This window comes from Nocardioides kongjuensis, assembly GCF_013409625.1.
Lineage (GTDB): Bacteria > Actinomycetota > Actinomycetes > Propionibacteriales > Nocardioidaceae > Nocardioides > Nocardioides kongjuensis.
The window spans coordinates 4643057-4659929 of record NZ_JACCBF010000001.1 but is presented as its reverse complement, the minus strand read 5'-3'; the positions used below and the strand labels follow the sequence as shown (position 1 = coordinate 4659929).

General features: G+C 72.4%; 16 protein-coding genes, 2 tRNA genes and 1 other RNA gene. 8 read left to right on the top strand and 11 right to left on the bottom strand.

The window, feature by feature from the left end; translation table 11 throughout:
- Positions 1-4 precede the first annotated feature (4 nt).
- Both bagA and bagB read left to right on the top strand, forming a co-directional pair.
- Positions 5-1036 (top strand): ATPase BagA, encoded by a 1032-nt coding sequence (gene bagA, locus BJ958_RS22355; protein ID WP_218866546.1) that lies wholly within the window; start codon positions 5-7, stop codon positions 1034-1036.
- Positions 1037-1041: 5 nt separating this feature from the next.
- On the top strand, positions 1042-2226 hold the full coding sequence (gene bagB, locus BJ958_RS22350; protein ID WP_179729031.1) for an ArsA family ATPase: 1185 nt from the start codon (positions 1042-1044) through the stop codon (positions 2224-2226).
- A 38-nt stretch (positions 2227-2264) separates the two neighbouring features.
- Here bagB and BJ958_RS22345 read toward each other — a convergent pair whose 3' ends face one another.
- Positions 2265-2546 (bottom strand): WhiB family transcriptional regulator, encoded by a 282-nt coding sequence (locus BJ958_RS22345; RefSeq protein ID WP_179729030.1) that lies wholly within the window; start codon positions 2544-2546, stop codon positions 2265-2267.
- 206 nt (positions 2547-2752) lie between these two features.
- Here BJ958_RS22345 and BJ958_RS22340 point away from each other — a divergent pair, with 206 nt between their 5' ends.
- Positions 2753-5077, top strand: a complete 2325-nt coding sequence (locus tag BJ958_RS22340) for a transglycosylase domain-containing protein (protein WP_179729029.1) — start codon at positions 2753-2755, stop codon at positions 5075-5077.
- A gap of 24 nt (positions 5078-5101) precedes the next feature.
- On the opposite strand, the gene BJ958_RS22335 is transcribed toward BJ958_RS22340, so the two are convergent.
- Positions 5102-5560 carry a GatB/YqeY domain-containing protein gene (locus tag BJ958_RS22335; protein ID WP_179729028.1) on the bottom strand — a complete coding sequence of 153 codons (459 nt, stop codon included), beginning with the start codon at positions 5558-5560 and terminating at the stop codon, positions 5102-5104.
- A gap of 36 nt (positions 5561-5596) precedes the next feature.
- Between BJ958_RS22335 and BJ958_RS22330 the strand changes: the two genes are divergently transcribed.
- The 3 genes from BJ958_RS22330 to BJ958_RS22320 all read left to right on the top strand — a co-directional run bounded on the left by BJ958_RS22330 (position 5597) and on the right by BJ958_RS22320 (position 7815).
- Complete coding sequence (locus BJ958_RS22330; protein ID WP_179729027.1) at positions 5597-6526, top strand: metallophosphoesterase; 930 nt, start codon at positions 5597-5599, stop codon at positions 6524-6526.
- 92 nt (positions 6527-6618) lie between these two features.
- Positions 6619-6692: transfer RNA gene (locus tag BJ958_RS22325), tRNA-Pro, on the top strand.
- Between the two features lie 136 nt (positions 6693-6828).
- A complete protein-coding gene (locus BJ958_RS22320; RefSeq protein WP_179729026.1) occupies positions 6829-7815 on the top strand; it encodes a hypothetical protein in 987 nt (328 codons plus the stop codon).
- 276 nt (positions 7816-8091) lie between these two features.
- Here BJ958_RS22320 and BJ958_RS22315 read toward each other — a convergent pair whose 3' ends face one another.
- The 6 genes from BJ958_RS22315 to BJ958_RS22290 all read right to left on the bottom strand — a co-directional run bounded on the left by BJ958_RS22315 (position 8092) and on the right by BJ958_RS22290 (position 14463).
- Entirely contained in the window at positions 8092-9135 is a 1044-nt protein-coding gene (locus BJ958_RS22315) for an aspartate-semialdehyde dehydrogenase (RefSeq protein ID WP_179729025.1), read from the bottom strand.
- A gap of 3 nt (positions 9136-9138) precedes the next feature.
- On the bottom strand, positions 9139-10416 hold the full coding sequence (locus tag BJ958_RS22310; RefSeq protein WP_179729024.1) for an aspartate kinase: 1278 nt from the start codon (positions 10414-10416) through the stop codon (positions 9139-9141).
- 79 nt (positions 10417-10495) lie between these two features.
- The gene (locus BJ958_RS22305) at positions 10496-11143 is read right to left on the bottom strand and encodes a DUF5063 domain-containing protein (protein ID WP_179729023.1); all 648 of its coding nucleotides are present in this window, start codon (positions 11141-11143) and stop codon (positions 10496-10498) included.
- 8 nt (positions 11144-11151) lie between these two features.
- Positions 11152-11748 carry a recombination mediator RecR gene (gene recR / locus BJ958_RS22300; protein WP_179729022.1) on the bottom strand — a complete coding sequence of 199 codons (597 nt, stop codon included), beginning with the start codon at positions 11746-11748 and terminating at the stop codon, positions 11152-11154.
- 15 nt (positions 11749-11763) lie between these two features.
- Complete coding sequence (locus BJ958_RS22295; RefSeq protein ID WP_179729021.1) at positions 11764-12159, bottom strand: YbaB/EbfC family nucleoid-associated protein; 396 nt, start codon at positions 12157-12159, stop codon at positions 11764-11766.
- 57 nt (positions 12160-12216) lie between these two features.
- Complete coding sequence (locus BJ958_RS22290) at positions 12217-14463, bottom strand: DNA polymerase III subunit gamma and tau (protein ID WP_425489784.1); 2247 nt, start codon at positions 14461-14463, stop codon at positions 12217-12219.
- Between BJ958_RS22290 and BJ958_RS22285 the strand changes: the two genes are divergently transcribed.
- Entirely contained in the window at positions 14453-15520 is a 1068-nt protein-coding gene (locus BJ958_RS22285; RefSeq protein ID WP_179729019.1) for a class I SAM-dependent methyltransferase, read from the top strand. The two genes, BJ958_RS22290 and BJ958_RS22285, sit on opposite strands and share 11 nt — an antisense overlap.
- A 10-nt stretch (positions 15521-15530) precedes the next feature.
- Here the strand turns inward: BJ958_RS22285 and ffs are convergent.
- The 3 genes from ffs to BJ958_RS22270 form a co-directional block, all read right to left on the bottom strand.
- Positions 15531-15621: signal recognition particle sRNA small type (gene ffs / locus BJ958_RS22280), an RNA gene on the bottom strand.
- A gap of 44 nt (positions 15622-15665) precedes the next feature.
- Positions 15666-16346: a phosphonatase-like hydrolase gene (locus BJ958_RS22275; RefSeq protein ID WP_343052766.1), complete on the bottom strand. Its 681-nt coding sequence runs from the start codon at positions 16344-16346 to the stop codon at positions 15666-15668.
- A gap of 22 nt (positions 16347-16368) precedes the next feature.
- Complete coding sequence (locus tag BJ958_RS22270; protein ID WP_179729018.1) at positions 16369-16590, bottom strand: hypothetical protein; 222 nt, start codon at positions 16588-16590, stop codon at positions 16369-16371.
- A gap of 82 nt (positions 16591-16672) precedes the next feature.
- On the opposite strand from BJ958_RS22270, the gene BJ958_RS22265 reads away from it, so the two are divergent.
- Positions 16673-16761: transfer RNA gene (locus BJ958_RS22265), tRNA-Ser, on the top strand.
- The last annotated feature ends 112 nt before the right edge of the window (positions 16762-16873 follow it).

The window sequence follows — 16873 nt, the reverse complement described above, 5'->3', positions numbered from 1 at the left end:
TCCCCTGACGTGGGGGCGCACCACTAGGCTCCGTCGGGTGAGCGATTGGCCGAAGGTGCGTCTCCACGTCGTCACCGGCAAGGGCGGCACGGGCAAGTCGACCGTCGCGTCGGCCCTCGCGCTCGCCCTCGCGACCCGGGGCAGGAACGTGCTCCTGTGCGAGGTCGAGGGCCGCCAGGGCATCGCCCGGATGTTCGACGTCGACCCGCTGCCCTACCAGGAGCGGCGGCTGACGACCGGCCTCCCCGACGAGGACGGCGGTCGCGGCGTCGTGCACGCGCTGCACATCGACGCCGAGTCCGCGCTCCTGGAGTACCTCTCGATGTACTACCGGCTCGGCCGGGCCGGCAAGGCCCTCGACCGCTTCGGCGTCATCGAGTTCGCCACGACCATCGCGCCCGGCGTGCGCGACGTGCTGCTGACCGGCAAGGTCTACGAGGCCGTGCAGCGCAACAGCCGCAACAAGTCCGCCATCGAGTACGACGCCGTCGTGCTCGACGCGCCGCCGACCGGCCGGATCACGCAGTTCCTCAACGTCAGCAACGAGCTCGCCGGCCTGGCGAAGGTCGGACCGATCAAGGCCCAGTCCGACACGATGATGACCCTGTTCCGCTCCCCGCGCACCGCCGTGCACCTGGTCACCGTGCTCGAGGAGATGCCGGTGCAGGAGACCGCCGACGGCATCGCCGAGCTGCGGACGGCGAAGCTGCCCGTGGGCGGCGTGATCGTCAACCAGGTCCGGCCCCGCGACCTCGACGCCGACGACCTCGCGGCCGCCCGCGCCGGCACCCTCGACCGCGACCGGATCGAGGCCGACCTCGCCGCCGGCGGCATCACCGTCAGCCCCGCCCTCGTCGACGGCCTGCTCGCGGAGGCCGCCGACCACGCCGAGCGCCGGGCGCTCGAGGACTCGCAGCGCGAGCTGGTCGCCGGGCTCGACGTGCCGTCGTACGAGCTGCCGCGGATGGCGGGCGGCATCGACCTCGGCGGGCTCTACGAGCTCGCCGGCCTCCTCCGAGCGCAAGGGATGGCATAGCGATCATGGCCCGCAGCAGCGCCCACCGTCCCTCCCGTGTCGGTCCCGCCACCGGCCCCGGCCACCACGCCGACCCGCTCGACGTCGACGCCCTGCTCGACGACCCCCGGACCGGGATCATCGTGTGCTGCGGCTCCGGTGGCGTCGGCAAGACCACGACCAGCGCGGCGCTCGCGCTGCGCGCCGCCGAGCGCGGCCGGAAGGTCGTCGTGCTCACCATCGACCCGGCCCGCCGGCTCGCGCAGTCGATGGGGATCGAGGAGCTCGACAACACCCCGCGACCGGTCACCGGCGTGCAGGGCAGCGGCCACCTCGACGCGATGATGCTCGACATGAAGCGCACCTTCGACGAGGTGGTGCTCTCCCAGGCCAGCCCGGAGAAGGCCAGGCAGATCCTGGCCAATCCGTTCTACATCGCGCTGTCGAGCTCGTTCGCGGGCACGCAGGAATACATGGCCATGGAGAAGCTCGGCCAGATCCACCGCGATGCCCAGGACTCCGGGACCTACGACCTGATCGTCGTCGACACCCCGCCGTCGCGCTCGGCACTCGACTTCCTCGACGCACCCGAGCGCCTCTCCAGCTTCCTGGACGGCCGGTTCGTGCGGCTGCTGCTGATGCCCGCGAAGGGGCCGGCCAAGCTGATGACGGCCGGGATCGGCCTGATCACCAACGCGCTGACCAAGATCCTGGGGGCGCAGTTCCTCAAGGACCTGCAGACCTTCGTCACCGCGCTCGACACCGTCTTCGGCGGGTTCCGGCAGCGCGCGCAGCAGACCTACTCGCTGCTCAAGGCCGACGGCACGGCGTTCCTCGTGGTCGCCGCGCCCGAGGCGGACGCGCTGCGCGAGGCGGAGTACTTCGTCGAGCGGCTCAGCGAGGACGAGATGCCGCTGGCCGGCCTGGTCGTCAACCGCGCCAGCCCGGACCCGGGCGGCGAGCTGTCGGCCGACGAGGCGATGACCGCGGCCGAGCGGCTGCGGCGTACCGGCGACGGCTCGCTGACCGCCGGGCTGCTCCGGCTGCACGCCGACCGGGTGCGCATGGTCGAGCGCGAGCGCACGCTGCGGGAGCGGTTCGCGACCGCGCACCCCCAGGTGGCGACGGCCGTCGTACCGGCGCTCGCCGGTGACGTGCACGACCTCGACGGCCTGCGCCGGGTCGGCAACCTCCTCGCCCGACGCCACTGACCGAGGCCAGCAGCGCCGGAGAAGGCGGTTGTCTCCCGTCAGACGGCGGGGATGGTCTGCTCGTCGCGCGCGTCCTCGAGGACCTTGCGCCACGAGGCAGCCGGACGACGACGGAGGAGAGCACGACGCTCCCGCTCGGTCATGCCGCCCCAGACACCCCACTCGATCTGGTTGTCGAGCGCCTCGGCGAGGCACTCGGTGCGTACGGCGCAGCTGGTGCAGACCTGCTTCGCCTTGTTCTGCTCAGCGCCACGGACGAACAGCTGGTCCGGCTGCTGGTCCCGGCAGGCGGCGCGCGGCGCCCAATCCTCAACCCACATGTGTTGTCCCCTGTACTTCCCACATCCGAAGAGCCGTCGCCCCCACAGCGCTCGGTCTCCTCGACCGCTCCAAAGTAAAGGAGGATCGCCAAACTGGATATCACTCATCGGGCCCAACCTGCCTAGTCACATAGGACTAGGCAGGGAGCCGGTGCCCGACCCCCGACGAGTCGGGGCCGTGGGGCAGGGTCCCGTACCCTGACCGCATGTCTCGCACCCGGTTCGACGGCCTGCCCCCCGGGAAGGTCGCATCCCACCTCGGCGTGATGCTGCTCGTCGCAGTCGTGCTCGGCGTCGTCGTCTCCGGCCTGGCGATCCCGTTCGCCGGCGTGCTCGGCTTCTCCGCGCGCAACGTCTCCGAGTCGGTCGACGACCTGCCCCAGGAGCTCGAGACCGAGCAGCTCCCGCAGCGTACCGAGGTGCAGGACGCCGAGGGCAAGACGATCGCGACGCTCTACGACCAGAACCGGGTCAACGTCCCGCTGCGCCAGATCTCGCGGACCATGGTCGAGGCGATCGTCGCGATCGAGGACTTCCGCTTCTACCAGCACGGCGCACTCGACCTGAAGGGCACGCTGCGCGCGCTGCTCACCAACCAGGCGGCCGGTGGCGTCGCCCAGGGTGGGTCCTCGATCACCCAACAGCTGGTGAAGCTGACCCTGATCACCCAGGCGGAGGGCGACAAGGAGGCGATCCGGGCCGCCAAGGAGGACAGCTACGGCCGCAAGCTGCGCGAGCTGCGCTACGCGATCGCCCTCGAGAAGCGGCACAGCAAGGACTGGATCCTCGAGCGGTACCTCAACACGGCGTACTTCGGTGACGGCGCGTACGGCATCCAGGCGGCCGCCCAGCACTTCTTCGGCGTCAACGCCAAGGACCTCAAGCTGCGCCAGGCCGCGCTGCTGGCCGGTCTCGTGCAGAGCCCCGAGGCCTACAACCCGACGCGGAACGCCGCCCAGGCCAAGGTCCGTCGCGACGTCGTGCTCGAGCGGATGGCCCAGCTGAGCGTGATCTCGCAGGCCGACGCCGACAAGGCCAAGGACCGCAAGCTCGGCCTGCACGTTCAGGAGCAGCCCAACGGCTGCGTCAACTCCGAGGCCCAGTTCTTCTGCGACTACGTCGTGCGCTGGCTGATGGCCGACCCCGCCCTGGGCGCCACCGAGCAGGAGCGCAAGCGGCTGATCTTCAACGGCGGCCTCACCATCAAGACGACCGTCGACCTGCGCTACCAGAAGGCCGCGAACGCTGCCGTCGCCGCGCACGTCTACAAGGACGACCAGGCCATCGGCGGCCTCGCGCTCATCGAGCCCGGGACCGGCAACGTCAAGGGCCTGGCCCAGTCGCGGCCGATGGGCAAGAAGAAGGGCGAGACCTTCCTCAACTACACCGTGCCCACGCGGTACGGCGACGCGGCCGGCTTCCAGCCCGGCTCGACGTTCAAGGCGTTCGTGCTCGCCTCGGCGATCAACCAGGACATCCCGCTGACCCAGCGCTTCCCCGCGCCGCAGACGCTGACCGTCAACCTCCGTGACTTCACGACCTGCGACGGGCCCTACCAGAGCAGCGAGACCTGGAGCCCGAAGAACTCGACCAGCGCCTCGGCGGCGCCGAACCTCTACGAGGGAACCCAGAAGTCGGTCAACACCTTCTTCGTGAACCTCGAGAAGGCGACCGGCATCTGCGAGCCGTGGAAGCTGGCCCGCGAGATGGGCATCACCGAGCTCACCAAGGCCGCGCAGGTCCCGTCGTTCACCCTGGGCATCGCCGACGTGAGCCCGCTCGAGATGGCCGAGGCCTACGCGACCTTCGCCGCCCAGGGCCTGCACTGCGACGCCCGTCCCGTCACCGAGATCGCCGACGCGCAGGGCAACGTGCTGAAGAAGTACGAGAAGCAGTGCACCCAGGTGCTCGCCAGTCCCGTCGCGAACGCGGTCAACGACGTGCTGCGCGGCGTGGTCTCCTCCGGCGGCTTCGCTGCCGCGCAGTACCCGGGCCAGCCCGCGGCCGGCAAGACCGGTACCACCAGCGACAACAAGGCGGTGTGGTTCGTCGGCTACACGCCCAACCTCGCCGGCGCGGCGATGGTCGCCGGCGTGAACCCGCAGGGCCACCCCGAGTCGCTCGACGGCAAGGCCGTGGGCGGCCGGACCCTGTACTCGTCCTCCGGCTCCACGACCGCCGGCCCGATCTGGGGTGACGCCTTCAAGGCGGTGGCCCCGCTGCTCGACGACGTCGACTTCACCCGCCCGTCCTCGAGCGACGTACGCGGCCTGCTGATCACGGTCCCGGCCGTGTCCGGGAAGTCGTACGACGACGCGAAGGCGACCCTCGAGGGCCTCGGCTTCACGGTCGTCAACGGCGGCACCGTCGACTCCGCGGTCGGCCAGGGCCTGGTCGCCTACTCGGCGCCCGGCACCGGCGCGCGCCTCGCCTCCGGCGACACCGTCACGCTCTACGTCTCCGACGGCACGCCCAAGGTCAAGAAGGGCAAGGGGAAGAAGAACAAGGGCCACGGGAACGGCCGGGGCTGACCCCCGACCGTTCCGCCGCACGCGTCAGCCGAGCTGGCGGCGTACCTCCGCGGCGACGGCAGCGCCGTCGGCGCGACCCTTGACCTGCGGCTGCACGATGCCCATCACCTGGCCCATGGCCTTGGGCCCGGCGCCCGCAGCACCGGCCTGCTCGACGGCGGCGGTGACGATCGCGGCGATCTCCTCGGGGCCGAGCTGCTCGGGCAGGTAGTCCTGGATGACCGCGGCCTCGGCACGCTCCTTGGCAGCGCTCTCGGGGCGCTCGCCCTCCTCGAACGCAACCGCGGCCTCGCGGCGCTTCTTGGCCTCGGCCGCGAGCACGGTGAGGACCTCGTCGTCGGTGAGCTCCTTGGCGACCTTTCCGGCGACCTCGGCGTTGGTCACGGCGGTGAGGATCATCCGCAGCGTCGACGACCGGACCTCGTCGCGGGCCTTCATGGCGGTCGTGAGGTCGGTGCGCAGCTGGTCCTTGAGGGTGCTCATGCCTTGATTCTGCCCGCCGTGGGCGAGACTGGACGAATGGGATTCGGGAGTGCGCTGCTGCGGAGCGCCGGCGTCGGGGCGGGCCTCGGGGCGGCGGTGACGTCGTACGCCGCCTGGGAGGCCCGTCAGTACACGCTGCGCCGGCTCGACCTGCGGGTGCTGCCCGCCGGGATGCGGCCGGTGCGGGTGCTGCACCTCAGCGACCTCCACATGACCCCCGGCCAGACCCGCAAGCAGGAGTGGCTGCGCGGGCTCGCGCGGCTCGAGCCCGACCTGGTCATCGACACCGGCGACAACCTGGCCCACCGCGACTCCGTGCCCGCCGTGCTCGACAGCCTCGGCGGGCTGCTCGAGCGCCCGGGTGTGTTCGTGCACGGCTCCAACGACTACTTCGAGCCCGGCTTCCGCAACCCGATCGGCTACCTGCTGCCGGACGACGGCACCCGCCACACCCACGTCCCGCAGCTGCCGTGGCGCGACCTCAGCGCCGGCCTCACCGGTGCTGGCTGGGTCGACCTCACCAACCGCCGCGAGCAGGTCAAGGTCGGCGAGGCGGTGCTGGCCTTCGCCGGCGTCGACGACCCGCACCTCGAGTACGACGACCTCGCCGCCGTCGCCGGCCCCGCCGACGCCACGGCCGACCTGCGGCTCGCGGTCGCGCACGCGCCGTACCTGCGGGTGCTGGACCAGTTCGCCGCCGACGGGTACGACGCCATCGTCGCCGGCCATACCCACGGCGGCCAGGTCCGGCTGCCGTGGCCGGGCGGCTCGCGCGCGTACGCCACCAACTGCGACCTCGAGCCGGCCCGCGCTCGCGGCCTGCACCGCCACCCCGCCGACTCCCGCCCCGGCGACCCGGGCTCGGCCTGGCTGCACGTGTCGGCCGGCCTCGGCACCAACCCGTACACCCGGGTCCGGATCGCCTGCCGTCCCGAGGCCACGCTGCTCACGCTCCAGCCGCGGTGATCCCCGGCGGGGGTATCCCGATTGCAGGTCCGGGCCCTTGCTCCGCTATGCTCCCGTGCTTGTGAGTGGGCTTCTGCGAAGCCCATGATCGGCGGGCTGTGGCGCAGTTTGGTAGCGCGCCTCGTTCGGGACGAGGAGGCCGCAGGTTCAAATCCTGTCAGCCCGACAGCGTGAGGGGCGGATCCGGCGAGACCGGGTCCGCCCCCGCGACGTTTTCGCCGGATTCTTTACCGTGCGCGCGTCGCCGTGTCGCCCTGCGGCCACCCGTCGATCACCTGTGCGTTCGTGACACACTGCATGCCATGTCAGACGAGCAGGACAAGCTGAAGCTCAGCTTGGAGCCGCCCAAGCTGTTCGGGCGGAAGAAGAAGTCCGCCGAGTCGGCCGCCGCGCCCGCCCCGGCGGAAGCCGCTCCGCCTGCCCGTCCTGCTGCCCGTCCTGCTGCCCGTCCGGTCCCGGAGCCGGAGCGCGTCGCCGAGCCCGTCGCCGAGGTCGTGGAGCCCGAGCCCGCCGCCGAGCCCGTCGCCCAGGTCGTGGAGCCCGAGCCCGCCGCCGAGCCCGTCGCCCAGGTCGTGGAGCCCGAGCCTGCCGTCGAGCCGGACCCCGTGCCCGAGCCGACCGCGGTCCTGCCCGAGGTCGTCGAGCCCGAGCCTGCCGATGAGGCCACTGAGCCGGAGCCCGAGCCGACCGTCGTCGCGGAACCGGAACCGGAGCCGGAACCGGAGCCCGAGCCGGAGCCCGCGCCCGTCGTCACGGCCCCTACGCCCGCTCCGAAGCCGGTCCCCAAGCCCGCACCGAAGCCCGTTGTCCGGCCCGAGCCGGTCGTCGTGGACGTCGAGCCCGAGCCGGTGAGCACCGCGGCCCTGGAGGACGCCGAGATCGCCGCCCTTGGCGACGGCGGCCCGCTGCTGACCGTCTACCGCGCCGCGGCCCTCACCGGGCTCGTGGTGGGCGCGGCGATGGTCGTGCTGACCTGGCTGTCCCTGCGCGGCTGCGAGGCCGTCCGCGGGACGTCCTCGTGCGGTGGCGGTCCGGGGTTCCTGCTGCTGGTCGCCACGTTCGCGCTGTGCGTCCTGCTGGGCGCCCAGCTGCTCAAGGCGTTCGCGATCCCCGACCCGGGCAGCAGCAGCTTCCTGGCCGTCGGCCTGGTCGCCGTGGTGGCGCTGCTGTTCCTCATCGACCTGCTCGACCACTGGTCGACGCTGATCATCGTGCCGATCCTCAGCATCGGCGCCTACCTCGCCTCGGTCTGGGTCACCAAGACCTTCGTCGACCCTGCCGACGAGTAGCGCTGCCCCGCCACGGCCCCTGGCCGCTGTAACACGTGGTTCGCCGCTCTACCCGCCACGTGTCCCCTGTTCGGGGCCCGTGCAGACCCCCTTTCGCGGGGTCTTGGGTCGGGTAGTGCAGCGAACCACGTGTTACAGCGGACACGCGCCCCCGACAGCGGCGAACCACGTGTTACAGTACCATCAGCCCGCAACGCCGACGACCCGGCAGAAGATCACCTCAGCGGGGTCATCTTCTGCCGGGTCGGCGCAATTCTGCGGCCAACTGGGGCCGGGTCAGCGGGAGGCGGCGATCAGCTCCGCGATCTGGACCGTGTTGAGGGCGGCGCCCTTGCGCAGGTTGTCGTTGGAGACGAACAGCGCGAGGCCGCGGTCTCCGTCGACGCCCGGGTCCTGGCGGATCCGGCCGACGTACGACGGGTCCTTGCCGGCCGCGGCGAGCGGGTTGGGGATGTCGGCGAGCTCGACGCCCGGGGCCGAGGCGAGCAGCTCACGCGCCCGCTCGGGGGTCAGCGCCCTCGAGAACTCGGCGTTGATCGCCAGCGAGTGGCCGGTGAAGACGGGGACACGGACGCACAGGCCGGAGACCCGCAGGTCCGGGATCCCGAGGATCTTGCGGGACTCGTTGCGGAGCTTCTGCTCCTCGTCGGTCTCGTTGAGCCCGTCGTCCACGAGGTTGCCGGCGAACGGCAGCACGTTGTAGGCGATCGTCCTCTTGTAGACGCCCGGCTCGGGGAACGCGACGGCCTCGCCGTCGTACGCCAGCTCCCGCGCCTTGTCGCCGGCCGCAGCGACGCCGGTGGCGAGCTCCTCGACGCCGGCGATGCCGGAGCCGGAGACGGCCTGGTACGTCGAGGCGATCAGCCGGACCAGGCCGGCCTCCTCGTGCAGCGGCTTGAGCACCGGCATGGCGGCCATGGTGGTGCAGTTCGGGTTCGCGATGATCCCGCGACCGGCCTCGATCACCTCGCGGGCGGCCTCCGGGTTGACCTCGGAGACGACCAGCGGGATGGCCGGGTCCTTGCGGAAGGCCGAGGAGTTGTCGACGACGATCACGCCGGCGTCGACGAACCGCGGCACCAGCGCGCGCGACGCGGTGGCGCCGGCGGAGAACAGCGCGACGTCGAGCCCGGTCGGGTCGGCCGTCTCGGCGTCCTCGACGACGACCTCGCGGTCACCGAACTGGAGCACCTTCCCGGCAGAGCGGGCCGAGGAGAAGAAGCGGACCTGGTCGACCGGGAAGCTCCGCTCGAGCAGGATCTGCCGCATGGCGACGCCGACCTGGCCGGTCGCGCCGACGACTCCGATGTTGATGCCCATGGCTCAGCGCCCCGTTCCGCCGTACACGACGGCCTCGATCTCGTCCGACCCGAGGTCGAACGCCGCGTGGGCGGCGTTGACGGCCGCCTCGACCTGGGTCTCGGCCACGACGACCGAGACGCGGATCTCCGAGGTGGAGATCATCTCGATGTTGACGCCGGCCTCCGAGAGCGCCTCGAAGAAGCGCGCGGAGATGCCTGGCGACGAGCTCATGCCGGCGCCGACGATGGACACCTTGCCGACGCCGTCGTCGTAGAGCAGCGACTCGAAGCCGACCGACTCCTGCAGGCGCGACAGCGCCGTCATCGCGGTCTGGCCCTCGCCGGCGGGCAGCGTGAAGGAGATGTCCGTCAGGCTGGTCGCCGCGGCCGACACGTTCTGCACGATCATGTCGATGTTGATCTGCGCCTCGGCGACGGCGCGGAAGATCGCGGCCGCCTCGCCCGGCTTGTCCGGTACGCCGACCACGGTGATCTTGGCCTGGCTGCGGTCGTGGGCGACACCGGTGATGATCGCGGCTTCCATGGTGTTCTCCTGTGCGACGTCCTCGGCCTTGACGACCCAGGTGCCCTCCTTCTCGGAGAAGGAGGAGCGGACGTGGATGGGCATGTCGTAGCGGCGGGCGTACTCGACGCACCGCAGGTGCAGGATCTTGGCGCCCTGCGCGGCCATCTCGAGGGTCTCCTCGTAGGAGATCCGCGGGACCTTGCGGGCCCTGGGCTCGATGCGCGGGTCGGCGGTGAAGATGCCGTCGACGTCGGAGTAGATCTCGCACACGTCGGCCTCGAGCGCGACGGCCAGCGCCACCGCGGTGGTGTCGGAGCCGCCGCGCCCGAGCGTGGTGATGTCCTTGGTCGTCTGCGAGACGCCCTGGAAGCCGGCGACGATCGCGATCGCGCCCTCGCCGATGGCGGCCTCGATCCGGCCCGGCGTGACGTCGATGATCTTCGCGCGGCCGTGCTCGGCGTCGGTGATCACGCCGGCCTGGGAGCCGGTGAACGAGCGCGCCTCGTGGCCGAGGTCGTGGATCGCCATGGCCAGCACGGCCATCGAGATCCGCTCACCGGCGGTGAGCAGCATGTCCAGCTCGCGCGCGGGGGGCAGCGGGGACACCTCGTTGGCGAGGTCGATCAGGTCGTCCGTCGTGTCCCCCATCGCGGACACGACGACGACGACCTGGTGGCCGGCCTTCTTCGTGTTGACGATGCGCTGCGCGACGCGCTTGATCCCGGCGGCATCGGCGACCGACGAGCCGCCGTACTTCTGCACGACAATGCCCACGGGGGCTCACTCCTGGCGGTGGTCTCGGGGGAAGGGCAGGCCACGACGACGGGGCCGCCCCCGATTCTACGAGAGCGGGCTAGCCGTTTTCCGCGCTGTCCAGCACAGCGGACGCCGCCTCGACGAGCGCGAGCTCCTGGGTGGTGTCGAGATCGACGTCGAGCCGGTCGTGGGCGACCACGGAGAGCAGCGCCTTCATCGCCGACCCGGCCAGCGCCCCCCACGAGGAGACGTAGGAGAACTGCCACCACCACAGCGCCTCCTCCACGTCGCCGGCCTCGTAGTGGCGCACGCCGACGGCGAGGTCGGCCGCGATGCTGGTGAGGTCGTCGGAGAGCAGGCCCTCGACCACCTCGGGGGCGTAGGGGTCGAAGACGTAGCTGTAGGTGTCGAGCTGGCCGAGCAGGTTCGCCAGCTGCAGGCGCAGCTCGTCGATGTCGTCGGGGTCCGGCCCGTCGTCGGGCTGGTACTCGTCGCGCGGCGCGAAGTCGCGGTGCACGCCCAGCCGGGCGCCGGTGAGGGCGATCTGGCTGATCTGGAGCAGCAGCAGGGAGACGGCCTGGCCGCCGCTGGCCTGCGCCGCGACGACCCGCAGGCCGTCGAGGAAGGAGCGCACGGACGCCGCGATGTCGTCGGCGAAGCGCACGGTCTCGGTCTCGACCGCGATCAGCGCCTCCAGCGCCGCGAGGCCGGGGAGCTGCTCGGTGGTGGTGCTGTCGTCGCTCATGTTCCCGTTCATGTCGCTGCCTGCCTTCCCACGAATGCCCGACCCAGGGTGACCTCGTCGGCGTACTCCAGGTCTCCTCCCACCGGAAGTCCACTTGCCAAACGCGTGACGCGCAACCCCAGGGGGCCGAGCATGCGCGTGAGGTACGTCGCTGTGGCCTCGCCCTCGAGGTTCGGGTCGGTGGCGAGGATCACCTCGACGACGGTGCCGTCACCGAGGCGGGTGAGCAGCTCGCGGATGTGGAGCTGCTCGGGTCCGATGCCGTCGATGGGCGAGATCGCGCCGCCCAGGACGTGGTAGCGGCCGCGGAACTCACGGGTCCGCTCGATCGCGACGACGTCCTTGTACTCCTCGACCACGCACAGGACCGTCGGGTCGCGGCGCGGGTCGCGGCAGATCCGGCACTGGTCGTCCTCGGCCACGTTGAAGCAGACCGAGCAGAACTTCACCTTGTCCTTGACCTCGATCAGGACCTCCGCGAGGCGGCGTACGTCGGCCGGGTCGGACTGCAGCAGGTGGAACGCGATCCGCTGGGCGCTCTTCGGACCGACCCCGGGCAACCGCCCGAGCTCGTCGATGAGGTCCTGGACGACGCCTTCGTACAAGGGTGCTGCCCTCGCTCAGAAGCCGAGCTGGCCGGGCGACGGGAGTCCGCCGCCCAGGTCCGGCATCCCGCCGGCCAGCGGGCCGAGGGTCTGCTCGGCGAGCTCGTCGACCTTGGTGCGGGCGTCACGGAAGGCCGCGACGACCAGGTCGCCGAGGTCGGCGAGGGCCTCGGCGTCGGTGCCGTCGAGCGCCTCGGGCTTGATCTGCACGGCGGTCAGCTCGCCGGCCCCGGTGACCGTCACGGTGACGGCACCGCCGGCGACGGTCCCGTCGACGGTGGTCTCGGCGAGGCGCTGCTGGGCGTCCTGGAGCTGGTCCTGCATCTGCTGGGCCTGCTGGAGCAGGGCGCCCAGGTCGAGGCCGCCGAGGCCGCCGCCACCGGCGAGGGCGTCGAAGGGGTTCTGGCTCATGGGGACTCTTCTCCGTGTCTGTGCGAAAGGTGGTGGGTACGTCGAGGGCCGGGCGGGTCACTCGCCGCGCGGCATCTCCTCGATCAGCTGGGCGCCCAGCTCGCGGGCCAGGAGCTCGGCGCTGGACTCGGCGTCGACCTCCTGGTCGTTGAAGTCGACGGCGGCGTCGGGGTCCTCCGGCGGCGCGTCGGCAGCAGCGTCGGCCCGCGCCTGGATGTCGGCGATCATCTGCCGGCGGGCGCTCGGCTCGTGGTCGGGCTCCGGCTCAGGCGGCCCGTCCGCCGGCGGCGGCTCGGTGGCCCACGGCGGCGGGTCGTCCTGCGGCGCGGGCCGGGCTGCGGGCGCGGTGTCCTGGACGGGCGCCGGCGCGACGGGCGCTGCGCTCGCCCCCGGTGGCGCGGTGACCTCGGGCCAGCCGCCGGCGTCGGCAGCAGGGGCCGCGGCGGGCGGCGCCGGGGCAGCGGGCGCGGCCGGCTCCGGGACGCGGGCGTTGGGGTCGGCGGCCGGGTCGACGATCGCCTCGATCCGGACGTCGGCGCCGATCTCGTCGATCACCGCCTGCTGGACGATCTCGGCGTGGCCACCGGCCTCGAAGGAGCGCCGCGGTCCGTCGGACTGGAAGCCCAGGCTGAGCACCTTGCCGTTGAACCCGACGACCTGGGAGTTCTGGGTGAGGTGGATCCAGGTGACCCGCTTGACGCTCCTGACCCGGTCGATGACCGAGGGCCACAGCCGGCGGACGTCGACCAGGGTGAGGCCGCTGCCGCCACCGGCCGGCTCGGCTGCAGCGACGGGAGCAGGGGCAGCGGGAGCGGGGGGCTGCGGCGCGGCCGCGACCGGCGCCGGCTCGGGCACCGGCTCGGGCGCCCGGACCGGCTCGGGAGCGCGCTCCGGGGTGGGCGCGGCCACAGGCACGGGAGCCACGGGTGCGGGAGCCACGGCCGGCGGCACCTCCGCCCGCTCGGGAGCCGCGCGGTCGTGCCGGGAGGGCCCGGGCCGGTCCTGGGCGGGCACCGCGGCCGGGGCCGGGGCCGGGGCGGACTCGGCGGACGTCGTACCGCTGATCGAGGCGCGGCGCTCCAGCCGGTCCAGACGGGCGAGCACCCCCTCGGTCGTGTGGTCGGCGGCGGGGAGCAGGATCCGGGCGCAGATCAGCTCGAGCAGCAGGCGGGGCGCGGTGGCGCCGCGCATGTCGGTGAGGCCGGCGGCGACCAGGTCCGCGGCGCGGGTCAGCTCGGCCCGGCCGAAGGCGGCCGCCTGGGCGACGAGGCGGTCGGCCTGGTCGCCGGACAGGTCGAGCAGGCCGGACGCGGCGGCGTCGGGGACGGCGGAGATGATGACGAGGTCACGCAGCCGGCGCAGCAGGTCCTCGGTGAACCGGCGCGGGTCCTGCCCGGTCTCGATCACCTTGTCGACCACGCCGAACACGGCCGAGCCGTCGCCGGCCGCGAACGCGGAGACGACGTCGTCGAGCAGGGTGTCGGGGGTGTAGCCGAGCAGCCCGCTGGCGAGGTCGTAGGTGACGCCCTGCGGCCCGGCACCGCCGAGCAGCTGGTCGAGCACGGAGAGGGTGTCGCGCGCGGAGCCCGCGCCGGCCCGCACCACGAGCGGCAGCGCGGCCGGCTCGATGGAGACGCCCTCGCGCTCGCACAGCTCGGTGAGGTACGACGTCAGCAGCCGCGGCGGGATCAGCCGGAACGGGTAGTGGTGGGTGCGCGAGCGGATGGTCGGGATGACCTTCTCGGGCTCGGTCGTGGCGAAGATGAACCGCAGGTGGGGCGGCGGCTCCTCGACCAGCTTGAGCAGGGCGTTGAAGCCCTGCGTCGTGACCATGTGGGCCTCGTCGATGATGTAGACCTTGTAGCGGCTCTTGACCGGCGCGAAGAACGCCTTCTCGCGCAGGTCGCGCGCGTCGTCGACGCCGCCGTGGGAGGCCGCGTCGATCTCGATCACGTCGATCGAGCCCGGACCGTTGCGGGCCAGGTCGCGGCAGCTCTCGCACTCGCCGCACGGGTCGGAGATCGGCGCCTTCTCGCAGTTGAGCGCCCGGGCCAGGATCCGCGCACTCGTCGTCTTGCCGCAGCCGCGGGGGCCGGAGAAGAGGTACGCGTGGTTGACCCGGTTGGCGGCCAGCGCAGCCCGCAGCGGCTCGGTGACGTGCTCCTGCCCGATGACCTCCGCAAAGGTCTCGGGCCGGTAGCGGCGGTAGAGCGCGAGCGGGGAGTCCACGGGTGCCACCCTAGTCGCTGGCCCCGACACCTCCGGGCGCCCCCGAGCGAGAGGACGACCAGCCATGACGGACATGGACCGCGACGAGGCGAGGGCCTTCCAGAAGCGGATGGTCCGGGTGCGTGAGGACGCCGCCCTGGGCCTGCTCCTGGGCATCGGCGACGAGCTCGGCCTGCTCGAGGTGCTGGCTCGCACCGGCCCTGCCGGTCCCGGCACCCTCGCCGCCGCGGCGGGCGTCGACGAGCGCTACCTGCGCGAGTGGCTGGACGGCATCGTCGCCGGCGACGTGGCGACGTACGACCCCGCGACCGGCCACTACTCCCTCTCCCGCGAGCGCGCCGCCTGCCTCACCCCGGCCGACGGCCCGGTGAACCTCGCGCGCAGCCTGAAGATGCTGACCATGCTGGCCGGGGTCGAGCCGGAGCTGCGGGAGAGGTTCCGCGACGGCGGCGGGCTGGGCTACGACCGTTTCCCCCGGTTCCACGAGCTGATGGCCGCCGACGCCGCGGCCGTGCACGACGCCGGCCTGCTCGACGTCGTGGTCCCCACCGTTCCCGGGCTCCACGAGCAGCTGAGCGCCGGCGTCGCCCTCGCCGACATCGGCTGCGGCTCCGGGCACGCGGTCAACCTGCTCGCCCGCGCCTACCCGGCCAGCACGTTCGTCGGGTACGACCTCGGCGAGGAGGCGATCGAGGCCGCTCGCGCCGAGGCCGCCGCCTGGGGCCTGGCCAACGCGACCTTCGAGGTCCGCGACGTCGCCGCCCTCGGCGAGGAGGCGGCGTACGACGTGGTGACCGCCTTCGACGCGATCCACGACCAGGCCTTCCCCGACCGGGTCCTCGCCGGCGTCGCCGCCGCACTGCGCCCCGGCGGCACCTTCCTGATGGTCGACATCAAGGCCCAGACCGGCGTGGAGAACAACCTCGGCCTGCCGTGGCTGACCTACCTCTACACGCTCAGCCTGATGCACTGCATGACCGTGTCCCTGGCCCACGGCGGCGCCGGGCTCGGCACCGTGTGGGGCCGGCAGACCGCCGTCCGCATGCTCGAGGAGGCCGGCCTGGTCGACGTCGACGTGCGCGAGGTCCGGACCGACCCGTTCAACTACTTCTACCTCGCGCGTCGTCCGTAGCCGGGAAGACGAAGGCCCCCCACGTACCCGATAGAGCTCACTTGCCCTTGCTGCCTTCCGGCCCTGGGGGAGTTGGGTGAGATACCGCCACGTGGGGGGTTGCGGACCACCTTAGTAGATGGGGCCGCGGAGCCTCACATCAGCGTCACAGCAGGGACGCGATGCCGGTGATGCTGTCGAAGACGTGCGTGTGCGGCTCGGCCTCGAGCGCAGCGCGCCCGAACGAGCCGGTGGTGACGCCGACGACGAAGCCCGCCCCCGCGGCGGTGCCGGCGCCGAGGTCGTTGGGGGTGTCGCCGGCCGTCAGCACCCGGCGTACGTCGGTCGCCCGGGTGGCCTCCATCGCCCGGAAGACGAGGTACGGCGCCGGGCGGCTCAACGGCACCAGGTCGCTGGTGACCAACGCGTCGACGGTCTCGCCGACGCGCCAGCCGAGCTGGTCGAGGATGGCGGCGGCGACGGGAGCGGAGTAGCCGGTCTGCAGCGCGACCTTCACGCCGGCCGAGCGGAGCTCGTCGAAGGTCTCCAGCACGCCGGGGACGGGCGTGGGCGGGTGCTCGCGGTAGGCCTCGTCGATCGTGGCGGTGAACAGCTCGAAGACGGACGCGACCCGCGCCGCCGAGGCGTCCTCGCCGAGGTCGGTGAGGATGCCGGCGATGGCCTCCTCCTTCGAGGTGCCCTTCCAGCGCCGGAGCACGTCGGCAGGGATGTCGCCGCCGATCGACTCCGCGACGGAGCGCTCGACCGCGAGGTAGACCAGGCCGCCCCCCTCGACGGTGGTGCCGGCCATGTCGAGGGCGGCGAGGTCGTAGGCGGGGTGGGTCACGATGGCTCCTCCCTCCGCGTCCTCAGCGCAGGATGGTGGCAACGGTCAGCACGACCGGCGCGGCCATCACGACCAGCAGCACCCAGGCAACCACCCGGTGCGAGCGCTTCGAGCTGTCGAGCGAGCCCGCCAGCTCGAGCAGCGCACCGTCGGGCACCAGCCGGTTGAGGCCCATCCGCTGGGCGTCGCTCGGCAGGTGGTCCACCGGAGCCCACGGCTCCGGGTCGTCGCCCCGCGCGGTCATGCACCGATGGTACGTCGCCCGCGCGGCCCCGGGTGGAGTCCCGATTCCACCTCGCCGTCCATCTGCCGGTAATCTCTCCCACGGAGCTGTCGCCTAGTGGCCTATGGCGCTCGCTTGGAAAGCGGGTTGGGTTAACAGCCCTCGGGGGTTCGAATCCCCCCAGCTCCGCCAGCACCACCGGACGGCGCCGCGCACAGCGCGGCGCCGTTCGACGTTCTCAGCCAGCAGAGCCAGCCCACCGAAGACCTGCTCGACGTCCGTCGCACGACGCAGCGTGGGGTCG